The sequence below is a fragment of the Sphaerisporangium sp. NPDC005289 genome, assembly GCF_040607455.1.
GTDB lineage: Bacteria > Actinomycetota > Actinomycetes > Streptosporangiales > Streptosporangiaceae > Sphaerisporangium > Sphaerisporangium rhizosphaerae.
In genome coordinates this window covers 46,905-63,013 of record NZ_JBEXGS010000017.1, presented here as the reverse complement: position 1 = coordinate 63,013, position 16,109 = coordinate 46,905, and the positions used below count along the sequence as shown (strand labels likewise).

The 16,109-nt window shown below is 73.2% G+C and carries 15 protein-coding genes and 1 tRNA gene; 8 read left to right on the top strand and 8 right to left on the bottom strand.

From position 1 onward, the window contains the following. The first annotated feature begins 68 nt into the window (after nt 1–68). From ABZT47_RS26995 to ABZT47_RS26985, 3 genes are read left to right on the top strand one after another with little or no spacing between them, the layout of a single operon-like run. Nucleotides 69–1,118: an iron ABC transporter permease gene (locus ABZT47_RS26995; RefSeq protein ID WP_354847700.1), complete on the top strand. Its 1,050-nt coding sequence runs from the start codon at nt 69–71 to the stop codon at nt 1,116–1,118. 2 nt (nt 1,119–1,120) lie between these two features. After that, complete coding sequence (locus ABZT47_RS26990) at nt 1,121–2,206, top strand: iron chelate uptake ABC transporter family permease subunit (protein ID WP_354847697.1); 1,086 nt, start codon at nt 1,121–1,123, stop codon at nt 2,204–2,206. Between the two features lie 4 nt (nt 2,207–2,210). Next, nucleotides 2,211–3,035, top strand: coding sequence for an ABC transporter ATP-binding protein (locus tag ABZT47_RS26985; RefSeq protein WP_354847694.1), 825 nt, complete (start codon nt 2,211–2,213; stop codon nt 3,033–3,035). 9 nt (nt 3,036–3,044) lie between these two features. Here the strand turns inward: ABZT47_RS26985 and ABZT47_RS26980 are convergent, their stop codons facing one another. Further along, nucleotides 3,045–3,992: a methionyl-tRNA formyltransferase gene (locus ABZT47_RS26980; protein ID WP_354847692.1), complete on the bottom strand. Its 948-nt coding sequence runs from the start codon at nt 3,990–3,992 to the stop codon at nt 3,045–3,047. A 77-nt stretch (nt 3,993–4,069) separates the two neighbouring features. Further along, nucleotides 4,070–5,158, bottom strand: coding sequence for a siderophore-interacting protein (locus ABZT47_RS26975; RefSeq protein WP_354847689.1), 1,089 nt, complete (start codon nt 5,156–5,158; stop codon nt 4,070–4,072). A gap of 241 nt (nt 5,159–5,399) precedes the next feature. Between ABZT47_RS26975 and ABZT47_RS26970 the strand changes: the two genes are divergently transcribed. Both ABZT47_RS26970 and ABZT47_RS26965 read left to right on the top strand, forming a co-directional pair. Then, nucleotides 5,400–6,065: a helix-turn-helix domain-containing protein gene (locus ABZT47_RS26970; RefSeq protein ID WP_354847686.1), complete on the top strand. Its 666-nt coding sequence runs from the start codon at nt 5,400–5,402 to the stop codon at nt 6,063–6,065. 319 nt (nt 6,066–6,384) lie between these two features. Further along, complete coding sequence (locus tag ABZT47_RS26965; protein ID WP_354847683.1) at nt 6,385–8,031, top strand: FAD-dependent monooxygenase; 1,647 nt, start codon at nt 6,385–6,387, stop codon at nt 8,029–8,031. A gap of 71 nt (nt 8,032–8,102) precedes the next feature. Here the strand turns inward: ABZT47_RS26965 and ABZT47_RS26960 are convergent, their stop codons facing one another. After that, complete coding sequence (locus ABZT47_RS26960) at nt 8,103–9,059, bottom strand: helix-turn-helix transcriptional regulator (RefSeq protein ID WP_354847680.1); 957 nt, start codon at nt 9,057–9,059, stop codon at nt 8,103–8,105. A 295-nt stretch (nt 9,060–9,354) separates the two neighbouring features. Here ABZT47_RS26960 and ABZT47_RS26955 point away from each other — a divergent pair, with 295 nt between their 5' ends. Further along, nucleotides 9,355–9,663, top strand: a complete 309-nt coding sequence (locus tag ABZT47_RS26955; RefSeq protein WP_354847677.1) for a hypothetical protein — start codon at nt 9,355–9,357, stop codon at nt 9,661–9,663. Between the two features lie 91 nt (nt 9,664–9,754). Here the strand turns inward: ABZT47_RS26955 and ABZT47_RS26950 are convergent, their stop codons facing one another. Beyond that, nucleotides 9,755–10,234: a DoxX family protein gene (locus ABZT47_RS26950; RefSeq protein ID WP_354847674.1), complete on the bottom strand. Its 480-nt coding sequence runs from the start codon at nt 10,232–10,234 to the stop codon at nt 9,755–9,757. Between the two features lie 529 nt (nt 10,235–10,763). Next, nucleotides 10,764–11,603, bottom strand: a complete 840-nt coding sequence (locus ABZT47_RS26945; RefSeq protein ID WP_354847671.1) for a cellulose binding domain-containing protein — start codon at nt 11,601–11,603, stop codon at nt 10,764–10,766. A gap of 304 nt (nt 11,604–11,907) precedes the next feature. Between ABZT47_RS26945 and ABZT47_RS26940 the strand changes: the two genes are divergently transcribed. Then, nucleotides 11,908–13,161 carry a PHB depolymerase family esterase gene (locus ABZT47_RS26940; RefSeq protein ID WP_354847669.1) on the top strand — a complete coding sequence of 418 codons (1,254 nt, stop codon included), beginning with the start codon at nt 11,908–11,910 and terminating at the stop codon, nt 13,159–13,161. Nucleotides 13,162–13,206: 45 nt separating this feature from the next. Here ABZT47_RS26940 and ABZT47_RS26935 read toward each other — a convergent pair whose 3' ends face one another. Together ABZT47_RS26935 and ABZT47_RS26930 are read right to left on the bottom strand one after the other, a co-directional pair. Then, a complete protein-coding gene (locus tag ABZT47_RS26935; RefSeq protein ID WP_354847666.1) occupies nt 13,207–14,157 on the bottom strand; it encodes a hypothetical protein in 951 nt (316 codons plus the stop codon). A gap of 259 nt (nt 14,158–14,416) precedes the next feature. After that, nucleotides 14,417–14,491: transfer RNA gene (locus tag ABZT47_RS26930), tRNA-Val, on the bottom strand. A 445-nt stretch (nt 14,492–14,936) separates the two neighbouring features. Between ABZT47_RS26930 and ABZT47_RS26925 the strand changes: the two genes are divergently transcribed. Beyond that, a complete protein-coding gene (locus ABZT47_RS26925) occupies nt 14,937–15,350 on the top strand; it encodes an SsgA family sporulation/cell division regulator (protein ID WP_248960202.1) in 414 nt (137 codons plus the stop codon). Between the two features lie 40 nt (nt 15,351–15,390). Here ABZT47_RS26925 and ABZT47_RS26920 read toward each other — a convergent pair whose 3' ends face one another. Then, entirely contained in the window at nt 15,391–16,023 is a 633-nt protein-coding gene (locus ABZT47_RS26920) for a DUF305 domain-containing protein (protein WP_354847663.1), read from the bottom strand. Nucleotides 16,024–16,109 lie beyond the last annotated feature (86 nt).

Genomic DNA, 16,109 nt, shown 5'->3' with positions numbered 1-16,109 from the left:
GTTGATAGATCAGCGCCAGAGGAAACCGCCCAACTCTGGGGCTACAGTTAAGGCATGCCTTACCTAAGTTGGGGAAGACGGAACGTGAGAGCGGCCCGGTGACGCGCCGGTGGCGTCCCACCGTCCTTGTGGCGCTGCTCGGCGCGGTCCTGGTCGCGCTCTGCCTGCTCTCGATCGCGCTGGGCGCCCGCGCCCTCCCCCTCGACCAGGTCGTCCGGACGCTGCTCGGGCACGCGCCCGACCAGACGGCCGGCAACGTCGTCTGGTCGGTGCGCGTCCCCCGCACCGCGCTGGGCCTGGCGGCGGGCGCGGCCCTCGGGCTGTCCGGCGCACTCATGCAGGCCCTGACGCGCAACCCGCTCGCCGACCCCGGCCTGCTCGGCGTCAGCGCCGGCGCCGCGTTCGCGATCGTGGTGTCGGTCGCGGTGCTCGGCGTCGGGTCGCTGTACGGATACATCTGGTTCGCCTTCGCGGGCGCGCTCGCCGCGAGCGTCGTGGTGTACCTGCTCGGCGGGCTGGGACGCTCGGGCCTGACCCCGGTCAAGCTCGCCCTGTCCGGAGTCGCCGTGAGCTCGCTGCTGTTCTCGCTCACCAACGCCGTCGTCCTGACCGACCCGGACGCGCTGAACCGCTACCGCTTCTGGTCGGCCGGCTCGCTCGCCGACCAGGACGGTGACACCGTGCTGCGCATCCTGCCGTTCATCGCCCTCGGCACGGCGCTGGCGCTGGCCTGCGCGCCCGCGCTCAACAGCCTGGCACTCGGCGACGACGTGGCGGCCTCACTGGGCAGGCGGCTCGGGCTGGTCCGGCTTCAGGGGGCGGTCGCCGTCACGCTGCTCACGGGCGCGGCGGTGGCGGTCATCGGCCCGGTGGTCTTCGTCGGGCTCGTGGTGCCGCACGCCGCCCGGATCCTCGCCCAGCACACGGGGTTCGGCCCCGACCACCGCCTGCTGCTGCCGCTGTCGGCGGTGCTCGCGTCCTGCCTGGTGCTGGCGGCCGACATCGTCGGACGGGTCGCCGCGCGGCCCACCGAGATCCAGGCCGGCGTCCTCATCGCCTTCATCGGCGGCCCGTTCTTCATCGCCCTGGTCCGCCGGCGCCGGCTCGCGGAGGTCTGAGCATGGCCTTCCCTACCCCCGCTCCCCCGGCCGGCACCGCCGCGGTCACCTCGCGCCGCCCGTTCCGGCTGGCCGTGCCGCCCGTCTCCGGGTTCCTGCGCCCTCGCCTGGTCGCCGTGTGCGTGGCGCTCGCCGTCGCCACCTTCCTGGTCCTGTGCTGGGGCGTCTCGGTCGGCGACTACCCGATCGGCCTCACCTCGGTCGTCAGGGCGCTGGCCGGGCAGGGGGACGCAGGGACGCTGCTGGTCGTGCGCGAGCTGCGGCTGCCGCGCGCCCTGGTCGGGCTGCTGACCGGCATCGCCTTCGGCGTCTCCGGCTCGATCTTCCAGACCATGACCCGCAACCCGCTGGCCAGCCCGGACATGATCGGGCTCACCCAGGGCGCCGGCGCCGCCGTCGTCGCGGGCATCGTGCTGGGGTGGGACGGCGGGCTCGGGCCGCAGGCGCTCGGGCTGCTCGGCGCGCTGGTCACCGGCCTGCTCGTCTACCTGCTGGCGTGGAGCCGCGGCACCACCGGCTACCGGATCATCCTGGTCGGCATCGGGCTGTCGTGGATCTTCACCAGCGCCACCGACTACTTGGTGGCCAAGGGCGGCCGGTTCCAGGCGCAGGCCGCGCTCGGCTGGCTGGTGGGCAACCTCAACGGCCGCGGCTGGGACCAGGTGACCCCGCTCGCCCTGGCCATGGCGGTGCTGGTGCCGCTCGCGCTGACGCTGGGCCGCCTGAACCGGACGCTCCAGCTCGGGGACGACGTCGCCGCGGGCCTCGGCACCCCGGTGCAGCGGGTCAGGTTCACGCTGCTGCTCACGGGGGTCGGGCTGGTCGCCTTCGGCACCGCGGCGGCCGGGCCGATCGCCTTCGTGGCCCTGGCCGCGCCGCAGATCGCGCAGCGGCTCGCCGGCACCGCCTGGCCGCCGCCGGTGGCCTCGGGGCTGGCCGGGGCCCTGGTCGTGCTCTCCTCCGACCTCGCCGCGCGCGAGCTGCTCCCCGCCACGGAGCTGCCGGTCGGAATCGTCACCGGTGTGCTGGGCGCGCCGATCCTGCTCTGGCTGCTCATCCGCGCCAACCGCGCGGGCTCAGGAGGCTGAACGCATGTCGACCATCCACCCGGACCTGCGGGCGAGCGACCTGCACCTGGCCTACGACGACCGGCCGGTCGTCGAGGGCCTCGACCTGGTCGTCCCGCCGGGGCGCGTCACCGCCATCGTCGGCGCCAACGCCTGCGGCAAGTCCACGCTGCTGCGGGCGCTGGCGCGGCTGCTGGCGCCGCGCCGGGGAGCCGTCCAGCTGGACGGCCGCGCGCTGCACTCGATTCCGACCAGGGAGCTGGCGCAGCGCCTGGGCATCCTGCCGCAGTCACCGGTCGCGCCGGAGGGGCTGACCGTCATCGACCTGGTCACGCGGGGCCGCTCGCCGCACCAGACCTGGTGGCGGCAGTGGTCGGCGGCCGACGAGCAGGCCGTCCACGGCGCGCTGGCCGCCACCGGCATGACCGACCTGGCCGGGCGCGCGGTCGACGAGCTGTCCGGCGGCCAGCGCCAGCGCGCGTGGATCGCGATGGCCGTCGCGCAGGGCACCCAGGTGCTCCTGCTCGACGAGCCGACGACCTACCTGGACCTGGCGCACCAGATCGACGTCCTCGACCTGATCACCGACCTCAACCGGCGCGAGAACCGCACGATCGTGATGGTCCTGCACGACCTCAACCAGGCGTGCCGGTACGCCGACCACGTCATCGCCATGAAGTCGGGCCGTGTCGTCGCCGAGGGCGCGCCCGCCGAGGTCATCACCGCGCGGACCGTGCGGGACATCTTCGACCTGCGCTGCCAGGTCACGACGGACCCGGTCAGCGGCACCCCGTTGATCATCCCGATGAGCCGCCACCACGACACCGGGCGCGCGGGGGCGGCCCACTAGCGCGCCGGGTCAGGGCCGGGCGGTGAGATAGCCGCCCATGGTGCGGAAATAGTCGGTGGCCGCGTGTTCGGCGCCGTCCTCGGTGCGCACCCGCCGCAGGACCAGGCCGTGCCGCCGCCCACCGCGCGCGTCGGCGCCGCTGACGACGACCACCCCGTCCCCCTCGCGGATGAAGACGCGGCCGGGGGTGCCGCCGTAGCGCGCCTGCGACACGGCCGCCGACACGACGCGGACGCGCTCGCCGCGGTAGTAGGTGAAGGCGTTGGGATAGGGGTCCGACTGCGCTCGCACCAGCCGCTCCAGGTCCTGCGCCGGCCAGGTCCAGTCGATGCGGCCGTCCTCGATGGACCGCTTGTGGAAGAAGCTGGCCTTGGTGCGGTCCTGGGGCACCCACGTGGCCCGGCCCGAGGCGATGAGCTCGAGGGCGTCGCGCACGATGGGGCCGATCAGGTCGACCGTCTTGTGGAACAGGTCGGTGGCGGTGTCGCGCGGTCCCACCGGCACGGCCCGTTGCAGCACGATGTCGCCCGCGTCGAGTTCGGCGTTCATGCGGTGGGCGGTGACGCCGACCTGCTCCTCGCCGTTGATGAGGGCCCAGATCAGCGGGGAGAAGCCCGCGTACGACGGCAGCAACGAGTCGTGGACGTTCAGCGTGCCGTGCGGGGGAAGGTCGAACACCTCCGGCGGCAGCCACGTGCGCCAGTTGTTGGCGACGATGATGTCGGGTGCCGCGTGGCGCAGCGCCTGGAGCAGAGCGGGATCGTCGGGGCGGTTGCGCAAAAGCGCGGGGACGTCGTGCTTGGCGGCCAGCTCCGCCACCGAGTCGTCCCAGATCTTCTCGTAGGCGTGGTCGCTCTTGGGGTGGGTGACCACCAGCGCGACCTCGTGACCCGCGTCCAGCAAGGCTTGCAGGGTGCGATGGCCCCACGTCTGGTAGCCGAACATGACGACCCGCATGAACGATCCTCTCCTCAGCGATCTGGTGAATCGGCCGTCCCCACCGGCAAGGGGAGGCGGCCGTCCGGGCGGGCGGTTCACTCGCCGCCGGGGCGGCCGTGGCGCCAGTAGCCCATGAAGGCGACGGTCCGGCGGTCGACGCCCAGCTCTCCGACCAGGTGGCGGCGCAGTCCCGTGACCACCCCGGCCTCGCCGGCCAGCCAGGCGTAGAAGCCGCCCTGGACGGTGGCTCCGGGGTCGGGGACCTCCCAGAGGTCGTCGTCCTCCTCCTGCTCCTGCGGCGCCGCCGCGGATGCCCGCCGTTCCAGCGCCACCGCGGACTCTTGGGGCTCCGGCGCCGCCGCGGACTCTTGCGGCTCCGGCGCCGCCGCCGGCGCGGATCCCTGTTCCCGGCCGCCGGCCGCGCCGGCGACGGCCCCGGCCGGGGGCGGTGCGGCGGGCGCGAGGCGGGCCGCGGCCGCGCGGACGGCGGCGGACAGCCGCTCGCCGTGGGCGTGGCCGTGCCCGCCCGCCTCCGCGCCGCAGCGGGGCAGCCAGGTGACGCGGACGCCGGGCGGCACGAGCAGGACCCGGGTGTCCGCCGGGTCGGGAACCTCGAGGATGACCTCGGCGTGCACGTGGCCGGGCAGGGACTCGGCGATGGCGGCGATGGCCGGGACGGCGGTCTCGTCGCCCGCGATCAGCAGGCGTGTCGCGTCCGGCGGCGGAGCCCATTCGCGGCCGGTGGCCGGGCCGCGATGGCGCGCGTCCGGGCCGACCACCACCAGCGGGTCGCCGGGCCGGGCCGAACAGGCCCACCGGGAGGCCGGGCCGGCGGCTCCGTGCAGCACGAAGTCGATGTCGAGCTCGCGGGTGCCGGGGCGCACGGCGCCCGCGGTGTAGGTGCGGATGGGGTTGCGGTGCTCCGGCGGCAGCATCCGCCACCGCCGGTACCAGTCGCCGCCCTCCGGCAGGTGCGGGTAGCCGCGACCCGGGATCGGGAACAGCAGGTTGATCCGCTGGTCGAGCCCGTGGCCGGCGAACAGGTCCAGGTCGTCGCCGGTGAAGGTGACGCGCGTGAAGCTCGGCCCGAGCCCGGTCACGCGGGTCACCCGCACGCGGAACACCCGGTACGCGGAGACCTCCCCGGCCTCCGGACCCGCGGTCTCCTCGGTGCCGACGGCCATGGGCTGCCTCCTTCAGGTCGTGACTCCCGCTTTAACTTAGCTTTGCCTAACCTAAGAACTCAACCCGGAGCCACCCCGGCTTCGGCGCACGGTTCTCCGCCGGCGCCGTGGCGGCGTCCGACCGGCGCCGGGACGCGCGATTGCGGGACGGCCGACCTGCCGCTCGACGACCCGGCACGCGGGCAAAAATTGCTGATCCCGCATCTTTTCTGATCGCGCAGTTATTGCTAGAGTCGGTGGCGTGGACATCGGACAGGACGGCGCGGGGCTGAGAGAACGCAAGAAACTGCAGACCCGCATCGCCCTGAGCTGGGCGGCCATCCGGCTCACCGTCGAGCGCGGCTGGGACAACGTCCGGGTGGAGGACATCGCCGCCGAAGTCGGGGTCTCTCCGCGCACGTTCAACAACTACTTCTCCAGCAAGGCCGAGGCGATCGCCTCACGGCACCTCGACCGCGCCCGGCTGATCGCGGAGGAGCTCCGCGCCCGGCCGGCGTCCGAGCCCATCTGGGAGGCCGTCGTCAACGCGGTGACCGCCCGCTTCGACATGCGGGAGGACGGCGACAGGGCGAAGGACGACACCGGCGCCCTACCGGACGTGTCCCACGACCAGTGGGCCGCCGGGCTTCGCGTCATGCTCGCCGAACCGGCGATGCACGGCGAGTTCCTCAAGGCCGGCGCGATCGCCGAGGCCGAGTTGGCCGCGGCGGTCGCCGAGCGCACCGGCACCGACGTCGTCCGCGATCTCTACCCGCGCCTGGTGGCGGCGGCGGTCGGTGCCGCGCTCGGCGTGGTCATGGACCACTGGGTGCGCACCAACGGCTCGGCCCCGCTGATGTCGCTGCTGCACGACGCTCTGGGCAGGATCTCCGCGGGCCTGCCCGATCCGAGAACTCCACCCGCCTGATCCAACAGCTTCACCCGCCTGATCCGAGAACTCCACTCGCCTGATCCGAGAACTCCACTCGCCTGATCCGAGAACTCCACTCGCCTGATCCAAGAGCTCCACCCGCCTGATCCGAGAACTCCACACCCGCCTGAGCTCCACACCGCTGTCCGGTGATCCGGCCGGTTCACCGGCCTCACACCGCCGGCCGCCCCCGGGCCGGCCGTCCAACGGCTGTCGCCGACGCCCCCTTGGGCCGCGACCGCTGCCCGCACGCCCATCGACAGGCCGGCGCCGCCGGCCCTGTTCGCCATGCCATCCGAACGCGAGGAGAACCCCCATGTCCGAATCCGAGTCCCGGTCCGCGGCCGTGTCCGCCGACGTCGTCATCGCCGGGGCCGGGCCCAACGGGCTCATGCTGGCCTGCGAGCTGAGCCTCGCCGGGGTGCGGCCGCTGGTGCTGGAGCGGCTGGCCGAACGCGCACAGGAGGGCAAGGCCAACGGCCTGGTCGGCCAGGTGGTGCGCATGCTCGACCGCCGCGGCCTGTACGAGCGGCTCGGCGGATCTCCCCCGCCGAAGCCGCTGCCGGGCTTCGTGTTCGGCGCGATGCCACTGCACCTGCACCTGCTGGCCGAGCGCGACAACCCGCTGTACATCCTGCAGGTGCCGCAACGCGAGGCCGAGCGCGTCCTGGAGGAGCGCGCCACCGAACTCGGCGTCGAGATCCGCCGGGGCCACGAGCTGACCGGGGTGTCGCAGGACGACGACGGGGTCGCCGTCGAGATCTCCGGACCGGACGGCGCCTACCGCCTCACCGCGCGGTACCTGGTGGGGGCGGACGGCGGGCGCAGCGCGGTGCGCAAGCTGTCGGGCATCGGCTTCCCCGGTGTCACCAAGGACGACACCACCTCCCGCACCGCGCACGTCAGCGTCCCGGAGACCATCATCGACCGGGCCACGGGCGGGCTGGACCTTCCCGGCTACGGGGCCGTCATCCCGCCGTTCATGCACCACCGCACCGAGCGCGGGATGTTCGCGTACGCCCCGTTCCCGACCGGGACGATAATGACGACCGCCGAGTGGGAGCCGGAGGCGCGGGAGGACGCCACCGCCCCGCTCACCCTGGAGGAGCTGCGCGCGAGCCTGCGGCGCGTGCTCGGCGTGGATGTGCCGTTCGGCCCGCCGCGAGGCGAGGGACCGCACATGCTGCGCCGGCTGACCGGCGGGAACACCCGCCTGGCCGACCGCTTCCGCGACCGCCGCGTGCTGCTGGCCGGGGACGCCGCCCACGTGCACAGCGCGATCGGCGGCCCCGGCCTCAACCTCGGCCTGCAGGACACGATCAACCTGGGATGGAAACTCGCCGCCGAGATCCACGGCTGGGCACCGCCTGGGCTGCTGGACAGCTACGAGGCCGAGCGGCGACCGGCGGCCGAGCGGGTGATCATGCACACCCGGGCGCAGTCCGCGCTGATCGCCCCGGGCGGCGATGTCACCTCGCTTCGCGAGCTGTTCGGCGAGCTGCTGCGCGACCCGGGCGCCGTCCGGCACATCGCCGCCACGATGGCGGGTGCGGACGTCCGGTACGACATGGGCGGGGAGGGTGAGGCCCATCCGCTGGTCGGAGGATGGGCTCCGGACCTGACGCTGGACACCGGGGCGGGCCCGGTCCGGCTCGCCGAGCTCACCGCGAGCGCCCGGCCGCTGCTGCTGGACCTGACCGAGGACGGCTCACTGGCGGCGGAGGCGTCCGGCTGGCGTGACCGGGTGGACGCCGTCGCCGGCCGCCCGGCCGCCCCACCCGAGGGGGACGCGGGCGCGACCGCGCCGGTCACCGCGCTGCTGCTGCGGCCGGACTGCTACGTGGCCTGGGCCACGGGGGCCGCCCGTGCGGGCGACCAGGACCGGCGGGCGCTCAGAGCGGCGCTGTCGCGCTGGTTCGGCGTGCCGGTGGACTCCCTGCGGGACGCCCCGTCCTTGCGCTGATCAGCGCGGACCGACCCAGCGCGTGCGCGACCACCCGCTCGGCCGCCGGCCGACACTGGCCATACGGGTCCTCACCAGCGGGTCCGCCAGGTCGCGGAGGGCACGCCGATGTGGCCTCCCGTGGCCGGCCCGCGGGGCAGGGCCAGGGCGGCCTCGGGTTCGGGGGCCGTGCGCGGGTCCCCGGAAGCGCCGCTACGGGCGATGTCGCGGGCGACCAGGCCGGCGAGCAGGCTGAGGGCGTGCTCGGAAAGGCTGCCCGGTTCGGCCTGCAGGATGACCAGCTGCTGCCCGGGCGCGCTGTTGACGGAGAACGACTCGTAGGCCAGCTGGAGCTCGCCGACCTCGCGGTGGTGGAAGTGCTTCCACTCCTGGCCGGTGCTGCGCACGTCGTGGCGCGCCCACAGGCGGCGGAACTCGTCGCTGTGGGCGGACAGCTCCTCCACCAGCTTGGGCAGGAACGGGTCGTCGGGATCGGTGCCCGCGGCGGCGCGCAGCATCGCGGCCTTGTTGTAGGCGGTCTGCTCCCAGTCGAAGAAGAACTCGCGCGCCGCGGGGTCCAGGAAGGTCATCCGCATGAGGTTGTCGCGGTGGCCGAGCCCCGCGTAGAGCGCGTCGGCCATCGGGTTGGCGGCGAGGATGTCCATGTAGCGTCCGTGGACGAACGCCGGGGTGGCCTGCCAGCTGTGCAGGAGGCGCACCAGGTGCGGGCTGGCCTCCTCGTGGCGGGCGGCGGCGGCCTGGCGGCGCCGCACCCTGGGGCGCGCGAGCTCGAACAGGTGCTCGGTGGCGTCGGCGTCCAGGTCCAGGACGCGGGCGAGGGCCTCGAGCACGTGCTCGGACGGGCGGCGCTCGCGTCCCTGCTCCAGCCGGATGTAGTAGTCGGTGCTGACCCCGGCCAGCATCGCCACCTCCTCGCGGCGCAGTCCCGGAGTCCGTCGGCGGCCTACTCGCCTGATCCCGACCTCCTCGACGGCCTTGGCTTCGCGCCGGGCCCGGAGGAAGTCACCAAGGAGACGCTCACTGTCCATTTCGTCACGTTACGACACATCTGCGGCTTTAGGGTGGGAGTGTTACACCCAGCTTAAATTCTCCCGGGTAGAACGCGTCCTGGCAGGTCAAGCCAGAGTGAAGCACGATGAACGCATGCCTCTCACCGTCACGGAACACAGAACCACGGCGTCCCCTGATCGCTTCGCACCGAAGCGACGGACGAGCGCCGAGGCGCCCGTGGCCTGACCTTGTCCCCATGGGCCGTGCGTCCCTCGCCACCGGCTCGCGCCACGGCCCATCGCATCACAACGCGCGCCGAGAGAAGAGAAGATCATGCAGATGTACCTGTACGGTTTCGCACTGAGCAACTCCGAGATGCTGCTCGCCACCTTCAGCTTCGTCCTGCTCTGCGGAGCGGTGATCGGCGGGGTCAAGGTCATACTGCACGACCCGCTCGACGACCTGCTCCCCCGCGGGCGCTCCTGCGAGGAGGACATGCTGTTCCGCAGGTTCGCCGACGGCGAGATCGACGACGACGAGTACCGCCACCACCGCGAGGCCCTGCGCGGCTCGCCAGGGGCCAGGACGCCCTGCGGCGCCGGCGCCGGGAAGGTGAAGCAGTCCGCCGGCCGTCGTCCATGAGGCCGCGCCGGCCGAGAACGGGCCGGCCGGATCCCCCGGTTCCACCGGCGGTACGCGATCGCGTACCGCCGGTGGCTCATGTGCGGAGCGGTCACCTCGTCCGGGGCTGGACCGCCGCGGCGGCCCCGCGGGCGAAGCCCCACCTGGCGGAGACGCCACCCGGCTCGGTGGCGCGGGAGCGCTGCAGGACGGTGTCCAGCGCCCACACGCCCGGGCCCAGCACCGCGATGAGCAGGAAGGCCCAGCAGAACATCGCCGCCGCCTCACCGCCGTTGTTCAGCGGCAGCAGGGCCTGCGGCTGGTGCACCGTGAAGTAGGCGTAGGCCATGGAACCCGACGCCAGCACGGCGCTGACGCGGGTGAACAGTCCGACGAGGACGAGCGCGCCGAAGACCAGTTGGATCGCCGCGGCCCACCAGCCGGGCCAGGTGCCGAAGGGGATGGCATGGCCCGAGCCGCGGTTGCCGCCGAGGACGCCGAAGACGGACGACAGCCCATGGCACAGGAACAGCAGGCCTGTCACGAAGCGGAACAGCGAGAGCACCGGTCCGGAGAACCTGTCGACGTTCATGAGTCACCTCTTGGTCTGTGTGGCCGCCGCGCATGGCCCCGGCACGGCATGAGGCCATGCGGGACCGCGGCCGGACGGCCGGGGGTGGGAACCGTCCTCGCGGTCTGCCTCGGGACGGCTCCCGCCGCGCGCGTACGCGCACCGGGTTCCGCCCGCCCGCGAGATACGGGAAGTTCAGGGCGCAGGCGTCGGCGCCTGCCTTTCCGCTGGTCCTCGTCATCCCGTCCATGGACCTCGAGGTCGTCTCGCCCGGCGCCGTCCACATGTGGCCGGACCGGTGAGCGCCCACCCCAGAATCAAGTGCGGGCCACCCCTAGTCAACGCCCCGCGGGCTCGGGTGGACGCCCGCTCCAGGCCGCCTCAAGGCCGCTTCGAGGTCACCGGCCCTGAGCTGCGGGTCTTCGGCCACCCGGCCGGGACGGCGCGCGTCCCATGCACACGCACGAATGAAAGTTTCCGTAGGGATATTCCGCGCGCGCGGTAAATGGCCTCTCCGTCACGGGCGGAGAGGCCGTTCTCCCGGCGCCGGTCAGGCCGGGAAGGTCACCGTGCAGGGCACGCCGTTGAGCAGGAAGCCGGTCGGCCGGTCGTTGACGCCGCTGTAGGAGGCGTTGAAGCCGAAGGAGTAGGTCTGGCCGGCGTCGATCGCCTGCTGCCAGGCCGGGGCGGCGAAGGTCACCCAGGGCGGCGACTGGGTGGCGGTCGCGTTCCAGACGACGGTGACCGTCTGGTTCCCCGAGAAGGCCAGCCGCAGGGTCCAGTTCTTGATCGGGATGGGGCCGAGGTTGGTGACGCGCACGTTCGCCGACAGGCCGGTGCCCCAGTCGACGGCCGAGTAGGCCACCCGGCAGCCGGGGACGGGGACCGGCGTGGACGGGGTGGGCGTGGGGGTGGGCGTCGGCGAGGGGCTCGGGCTGGGCGGCGGCAGGCCCTGCTGCGCGCGGGCGGTGTAGAGCGCGGACGGGACGCTCTGGTTGCCCGCGGCGTCCCTGGCGATCACCCGGAAGCTGTAGAGCCGGCCCGGCACCAGGTTCGTCGCGGCGAAGTAGGGCCGGTCGGCGTTGGCGGAGGTCACCGTCACCGTACCGATGCGGGAGAAGACGTCGCCCTGCAGCATGGAGATGTCGTAGGCGACGACCCCGACGTTGTCGGTGGAGGGCCGCCAGCAGAACGGCACCGCGCCGGTGTAGTCGGCCACGCACTCCCACAGCCCGGTCGGCTGGGACGGCGGCTCGGTGTCGGTGAGAGTCGGCGTGGGCCTCGGCGAGGGCGAGGGCGGCGGTACGGGCGCCGCCGCGTGGGCGGGGGTGGCCAGCGCGGTGATCAGCGCCGCCGCCACGGCGACCGCCCAGCGTTTGCTCGAGCGCATGGGTCACCTTTCTCGGTCGGAGGTTCGCGGGTCGGCGGACCGGTGCGAGGGACCGCCGGCGGTCGCATCAACGCACCCGGGCCCGGAGGGGTCAACCCCCAGGGCGGGGGCGCGGACGGCGGCCATGCGTCCTGCGGGGAAGCCCCGCGCGCGAGGTGAAATTTTCAGCGCCGGCCGCGCGCCCGGCCGTACAAGGGTCCATGACAGCACCACGGAAAGTGTGTTTCGCGGACATGTCGGAACGCGCACCGGAGATCTACCGTGCGCTGAAAGGCCGTGAGCCAGGTCACATTAGGAGCCCTCCATGGTCCCATCACCCCCCTCTCCCCCCACTCGCCGAGCCGGGCCCGCACGGGCCGCCTCCTTCCTGACGGCCGTCCTCCTCGCGCTCGCCGGCCTGTTCGGCGCCATGCTGACCGCCCCGCCGGCGGGCGCCGCCTCGCTGGTCCAGGTGGGCTCGTTCGGCGCCAACCCCGGCGCCCTCGCCATGTACGCCTACCGGCCCGACGGGCTGGCGAACGGCCGCCCGCTGGTGGTGCTCCTGCACGGCTGCACCCAGAACGCGAGCGGCTACTTCGCCAACTCCGGCTGGCGCAAGTACGCCGACCAGTGGGGCTTCACGCTCGTGCTGCCGCAGACCGGCAGCGCCAACAACTCCTCCAGTTGCTTCAACTGGTTCCAGACCGGCGACACCGCCCGCGGACAGGGCGAGGCGGCCTCGATCCGCGCCATGGTGGCCTACGCGGTCGCCACCTACGGCTCCGACCCGGCCCGGGTGTACGTCAGCGGCCTGTCGGCCGGCGGCGCCATGTCGGCGGTCATGCTGGCCACCTATCCCGACGTCTTCGCCGCGGGGTCGATCGGGGCCGGGCTGGCCTACCGCTGCGCGACCAGCCTGACCGAGGCGTCCGGCTGCCAGTACGGCGCGACGTCCAAGACCCCGCAGCAGTGGGGCGACCTGGTGCGCGGCGCCTACCCCGGCTACTCCGGGCCGTACCCGCGCGTCGCGATCTGGCAGGGCCAGTCGGACTACACCGTCACCCCGGCGAACGGCACGCAGCTGCGCGACCAGTGGACCAACGTCCGCGGGGTGTCCCAGACCGCGACCTCGACGCGGTCGCTCACCGGCGGCGCGACGCTGCGGGTGTACGGAGCCGACGACGTGCGGCTCTACGAGATCGCCGGGATGGGCCACGGCCTGCCGGTCGACCCCGGAAGCGCGGCCGACCAGTGCGGCGCCACGGCGGCCTACTTCCTGGACACGATCTGCTCGGCCTACCACGACGCGCTGTTCTTCCGCCTGGACGGCGGGGCCCAGCCGACCCCGACTCCGACGCCGACGGTCACCCCGACCCCGACGCCCACTCCGACCGTGCCGGGGACGTGCGTGCGGGCGAGCAACTACGCCCACACCTCCGCGGGGCGGGCGCACCAGTCGGGCGGCTACACCTACGCCAACGGCTCCAACGACGCCATGGGCCTGTGGAACACCTTCACCGTCCACGCGCTGAGGCAGACCGGCCCGAACTACTGGGTGCTGGCCGACGGCCAGTGCTGAACGCCGGCCGCCGGCGCGGGGCGCCGGCGGCCCGGCCCGAGCCCCTCAGCGATACTCCTCCTGCTTGTCCACGATGTCGCGCGTGTCCAGGACGGCGTGGACCTCGACCGCGCCCGGCCAGGCCGAGCCGGACACCCGCCACACCTCCTCGCGCCCGTGCGGCCGGACCTGCAGGTCGCCGCCGAGGAACACGACGATGCCGGCGGCGGCGAGCGCGCCGAGCTCCACCAGCTCGGCGGCCGGCGGCCCCTCGGCGAGGAAGCGGGTGAGGCCGTCGAGCCAGGGGTCGGCGTGCCGCGTTCCGGCCAGCCCGTCCCGGGCCCGGCGGAGCGCGCGCGCCAGGGCGAGGTCGGCGCTGAAGGAGGGGTCGGCGCGCCTGGCCAGGTCGGCGTGCAGGTAGCCGCGCGTCCAGCGCTGCAGCCCGGCGCGGTCGCCGAATCGGATGCCGGCCAGCGGGCGATCGAGCCGGTCCAGGTCCAGCCGGTCGGCGAAGCGCGGCACGGCGCGCCTGATCAGCGCGCGCACCGCCCTGCTCCCCCACTCCTCGGCGGCGTAGGCGGGGGCGAAGTCCTCCCAGGTCGTCCGGACCCGCCCGGGGTGGGCGGTGATCAGTTCGTGGTAGTAGGCGTAACCGAGGTCCTTGGCCACCAGCGGCCACACCTCGCGCCGGAAGTGCGCCGGGCCGCGCGGCAGCGCCTCCGGCGCGGCGAACCGGGGCTCGGGGGCCGGAGCTCCGCTCGGCCGGTAGGCGATCGCGGGGTGGCAGGGCACTCCCCTGGCCGAGCCCAGATAGAGCACGGGCTCGCCGCCCGACGGCAGGTAGACCACCTCCCCGCGGCGGTCGCGGGAGAACCGGCCGCCGCGCCCCTCCGTGAACGGCGCGAGGACCCCGGCGAGCCCGGGCCCCATTCCGCGGACGAGCACGGGGAGGCCCGCGGGCGGACCCCCCGCCGTGAGATCGGGCATCAGCCGGTCGGCCACCGTCACCGCGTTCACGGTCCACCTCCAATATACCTACAAAAAAGGTAGGTAAACCATGAAGTAATGTCAACGCGAGTGACGGAACCCTTCCCTGCGTCACCTTTCCCGGCCGCCCCGCCGCGGCACCGCGAACCGGCATCCGCTCGGCGAAGTCGGGAGTTCGCGCCCCTGGCCGCGGACAGGCCGCGGGCGACCGGGCGGCACGCGGAGGCCGGCCACGGTCGCCCGGAAGACGACGAAGGCCGCTTCCCCGAAAGGGAAGCGGCCTGTGACGTGGTGGGCGATACTGGGATCGAACCAGTGACCTCTTCGGTGTGAACGAAGCGCTCTCCCGCTGAGCTAATCGCCCTTCGCCGTGGCCTGCGCCCCGCTCGGAGTGCCTGCCGACGGGGAAAACCATACCTCACTCAGGAGGGTCCTGGCGAAGCGAGGCGAAGATCCAGTGGGGAAGGTTCCCGGGAGTCCGGCGGCGTGGCGCCCTGTTGTCATAGCATCGTCATGCCCCATACTCATCCGAATCGCACCACTTATGATCTTTACTCCGACACACCCGCAGATGCCCTGTAGGACGGTAGGACGACAGCTAAAACCCTTGCAAACACGCACCTCTAAGCGATGTTTGACCAGGTAGAGGCGCAAATGTCGGGCTGTGATATGCGTTACAGAAGGGCCCAGGAGCGGAATCTCTCCTCCAGGTCTCTTCGTTTCGCAGACACAGCTCCGAGCGAAGTCCTTCAGAGCACCGCAACCCAGGCCCCGCGCAGGGGACCCACCGACGAAAGGTTTGGCTGACGATGAACGCCACCGTCTCTGCCGAGCTGGGCCTTCGACTTGTGGTCCCCGACCGTACGACCGTCCCCCTGCTCGCCGGACTGAGCTACACCGCCGACGACCCGTACGCCATCAGGATGGCCTTCCACGTGGGGAACGACGAACCGGTCGAGTGGATCTTCGCCCGCGAGCTGCTCACCGTCGGCATCGTCAGGCGGGTGGGCGACGGAGACGTGCAGGTGTGGCCGGCCAGGGCCGACGGCGAGCGGACGCTGAACATCAGCCTCACCTCCCCCTTCGGCCAGGCCCTGTTCGAGGTGCCGCTGCCGCCGCTGACCGAGTTCCTGCACCGCACCTACGAGCTGGTGTCCGCCGGTCGCGAGACCGACTTCATGGACCTGGACGAGGAGCTGACCAACATGCTGTGGAGCTCCTGACCCGCCCAGCCGGCCCGCTCCCTCGGCCGCACCGCCCCGCCTAGCGCATCAGCGCGCGCATCCTGCCGATCTCCACGCGCTGCCCGGACGCCATGTCCTGGGCCATCTTCCGCATGATCTGGTCGGCGCCGCCCGCCAGTTCCTCCCCCGCCATCTTGAGCGCCCCCTCGTGGTGCCTGATCATCAGGCGCAGGAACAGCGCGTCGAAGGCCGCCCCTCGCGAGGCGCGCAGCCGGTTCATCTCCCCAAGGCTCGCCATGCCGTACGCGTCGGGGCCCGGTGAGGCCCCGTGACCGTCGTGACCCTCGGCGGCCTGGCGGCCGAGCGCCCGCAGCCAGCGCGTCATCACGTCGATCTCGGGCCGCTGACCGGCCGAGATGCGCCCGGCCAGGCGTCGTACCCCCGGCCCGGCGGCCCGTGAGGGGGCCAGGTCGGCCATCTCCAGGGCCTGGCGATGGTGCGGGACCATGCGCTCGGCGAAGCGGACGTCGGCGGCGGACGGCCCCCGGCCCGCGGTGCCGACCCGCTCGCCCGGCGCGGCGGTGCGTCCCCGGTCCCCCGGGGCGCCCGGGACGATCACCGGGGCGCCGGTCCCGGCGACGACGGGCTCGCCCGTCCGCGGGCTGCGGCTCGTGCAGGCGGTGATGGTGGAAGCCAGCCCGGATGCCAGCACAACCGTTACACAAACCCCGCACACGCGGCTCCGGATCGACATAGCTTCCATACTGCGACAGATTCCCATATGGGGTACGAGGCACG

Coding starts and splice junctions, on each gene's coding strand:
- ABZT47_RS26990 (WP_354847697.1), top strand. CDS start 1,121: ATGGCCTTCCCTACCCCCGCTCCCCCGGCCGGCACCGCCGCGGTCACC.
- ABZT47_RS26985 (WP_354847694.1), top strand. CDS start 2,211: ATGTCGACCATCCACCCGGACCTGCGGGCGAGCGACCTGCACCTGGCC.
- ABZT47_RS26980 (WP_354847692.1), bottom strand. CDS start 3,992: ATGCGGGTCGTCATGTTCGGCTACCAGACGTGGGGCCATCGCACCCTG.
- ABZT47_RS26975 (WP_354847689.1), bottom strand. CDS start 5,158: ATGGCCGTCGGCACCGAGGAGACCGCGGGTCCGGAGGCCGGGGAGGTC.
- ABZT47_RS26965 (WP_354847683.1), top strand. CDS start 6,385: ATGTCCGAATCCGAGTCCCGGTCCGCGGCCGTGTCCGCCGACGTCGTC.
- ABZT47_RS26960 (WP_354847680.1), bottom strand. CDS start 9,059: ATGGACAGTGAGCGTCTCCTTGGTGACTTCCTCCGGGCCCGGCGCGAA.
- ABZT47_RS26955 (WP_354847677.1), top strand. CDS start 9,355: ATGCAGATGTACCTGTACGGTTTCGCACTGAGCAACTCCGAGATGCTG.
- ABZT47_RS26950 (WP_354847674.1), bottom strand. CDS start 10,234: ATGAACGTCGACAGGTTCTCCGGACCGGTGCTCTCGCTGTTCCGCTTC.
- ABZT47_RS26945 (WP_354847671.1), bottom strand. CDS start 11,603: ATGCGCTCGAGCAAACGCTGGGCGGTCGCCGTGGCGGCGGCGCTGATC.
- ABZT47_RS26940 (WP_354847669.1), top strand. CDS start 11,908: ATGGTCCCATCACCCCCCTCTCCCCCCACTCGCCGAGCCGGGCCCGCA.
- ABZT47_RS26925 (WP_248960202.1), top strand. CDS start 14,937: ATGAACGCCACCGTCTCTGCCGAGCTGGGCCTTCGACTTGTGGTCCCC.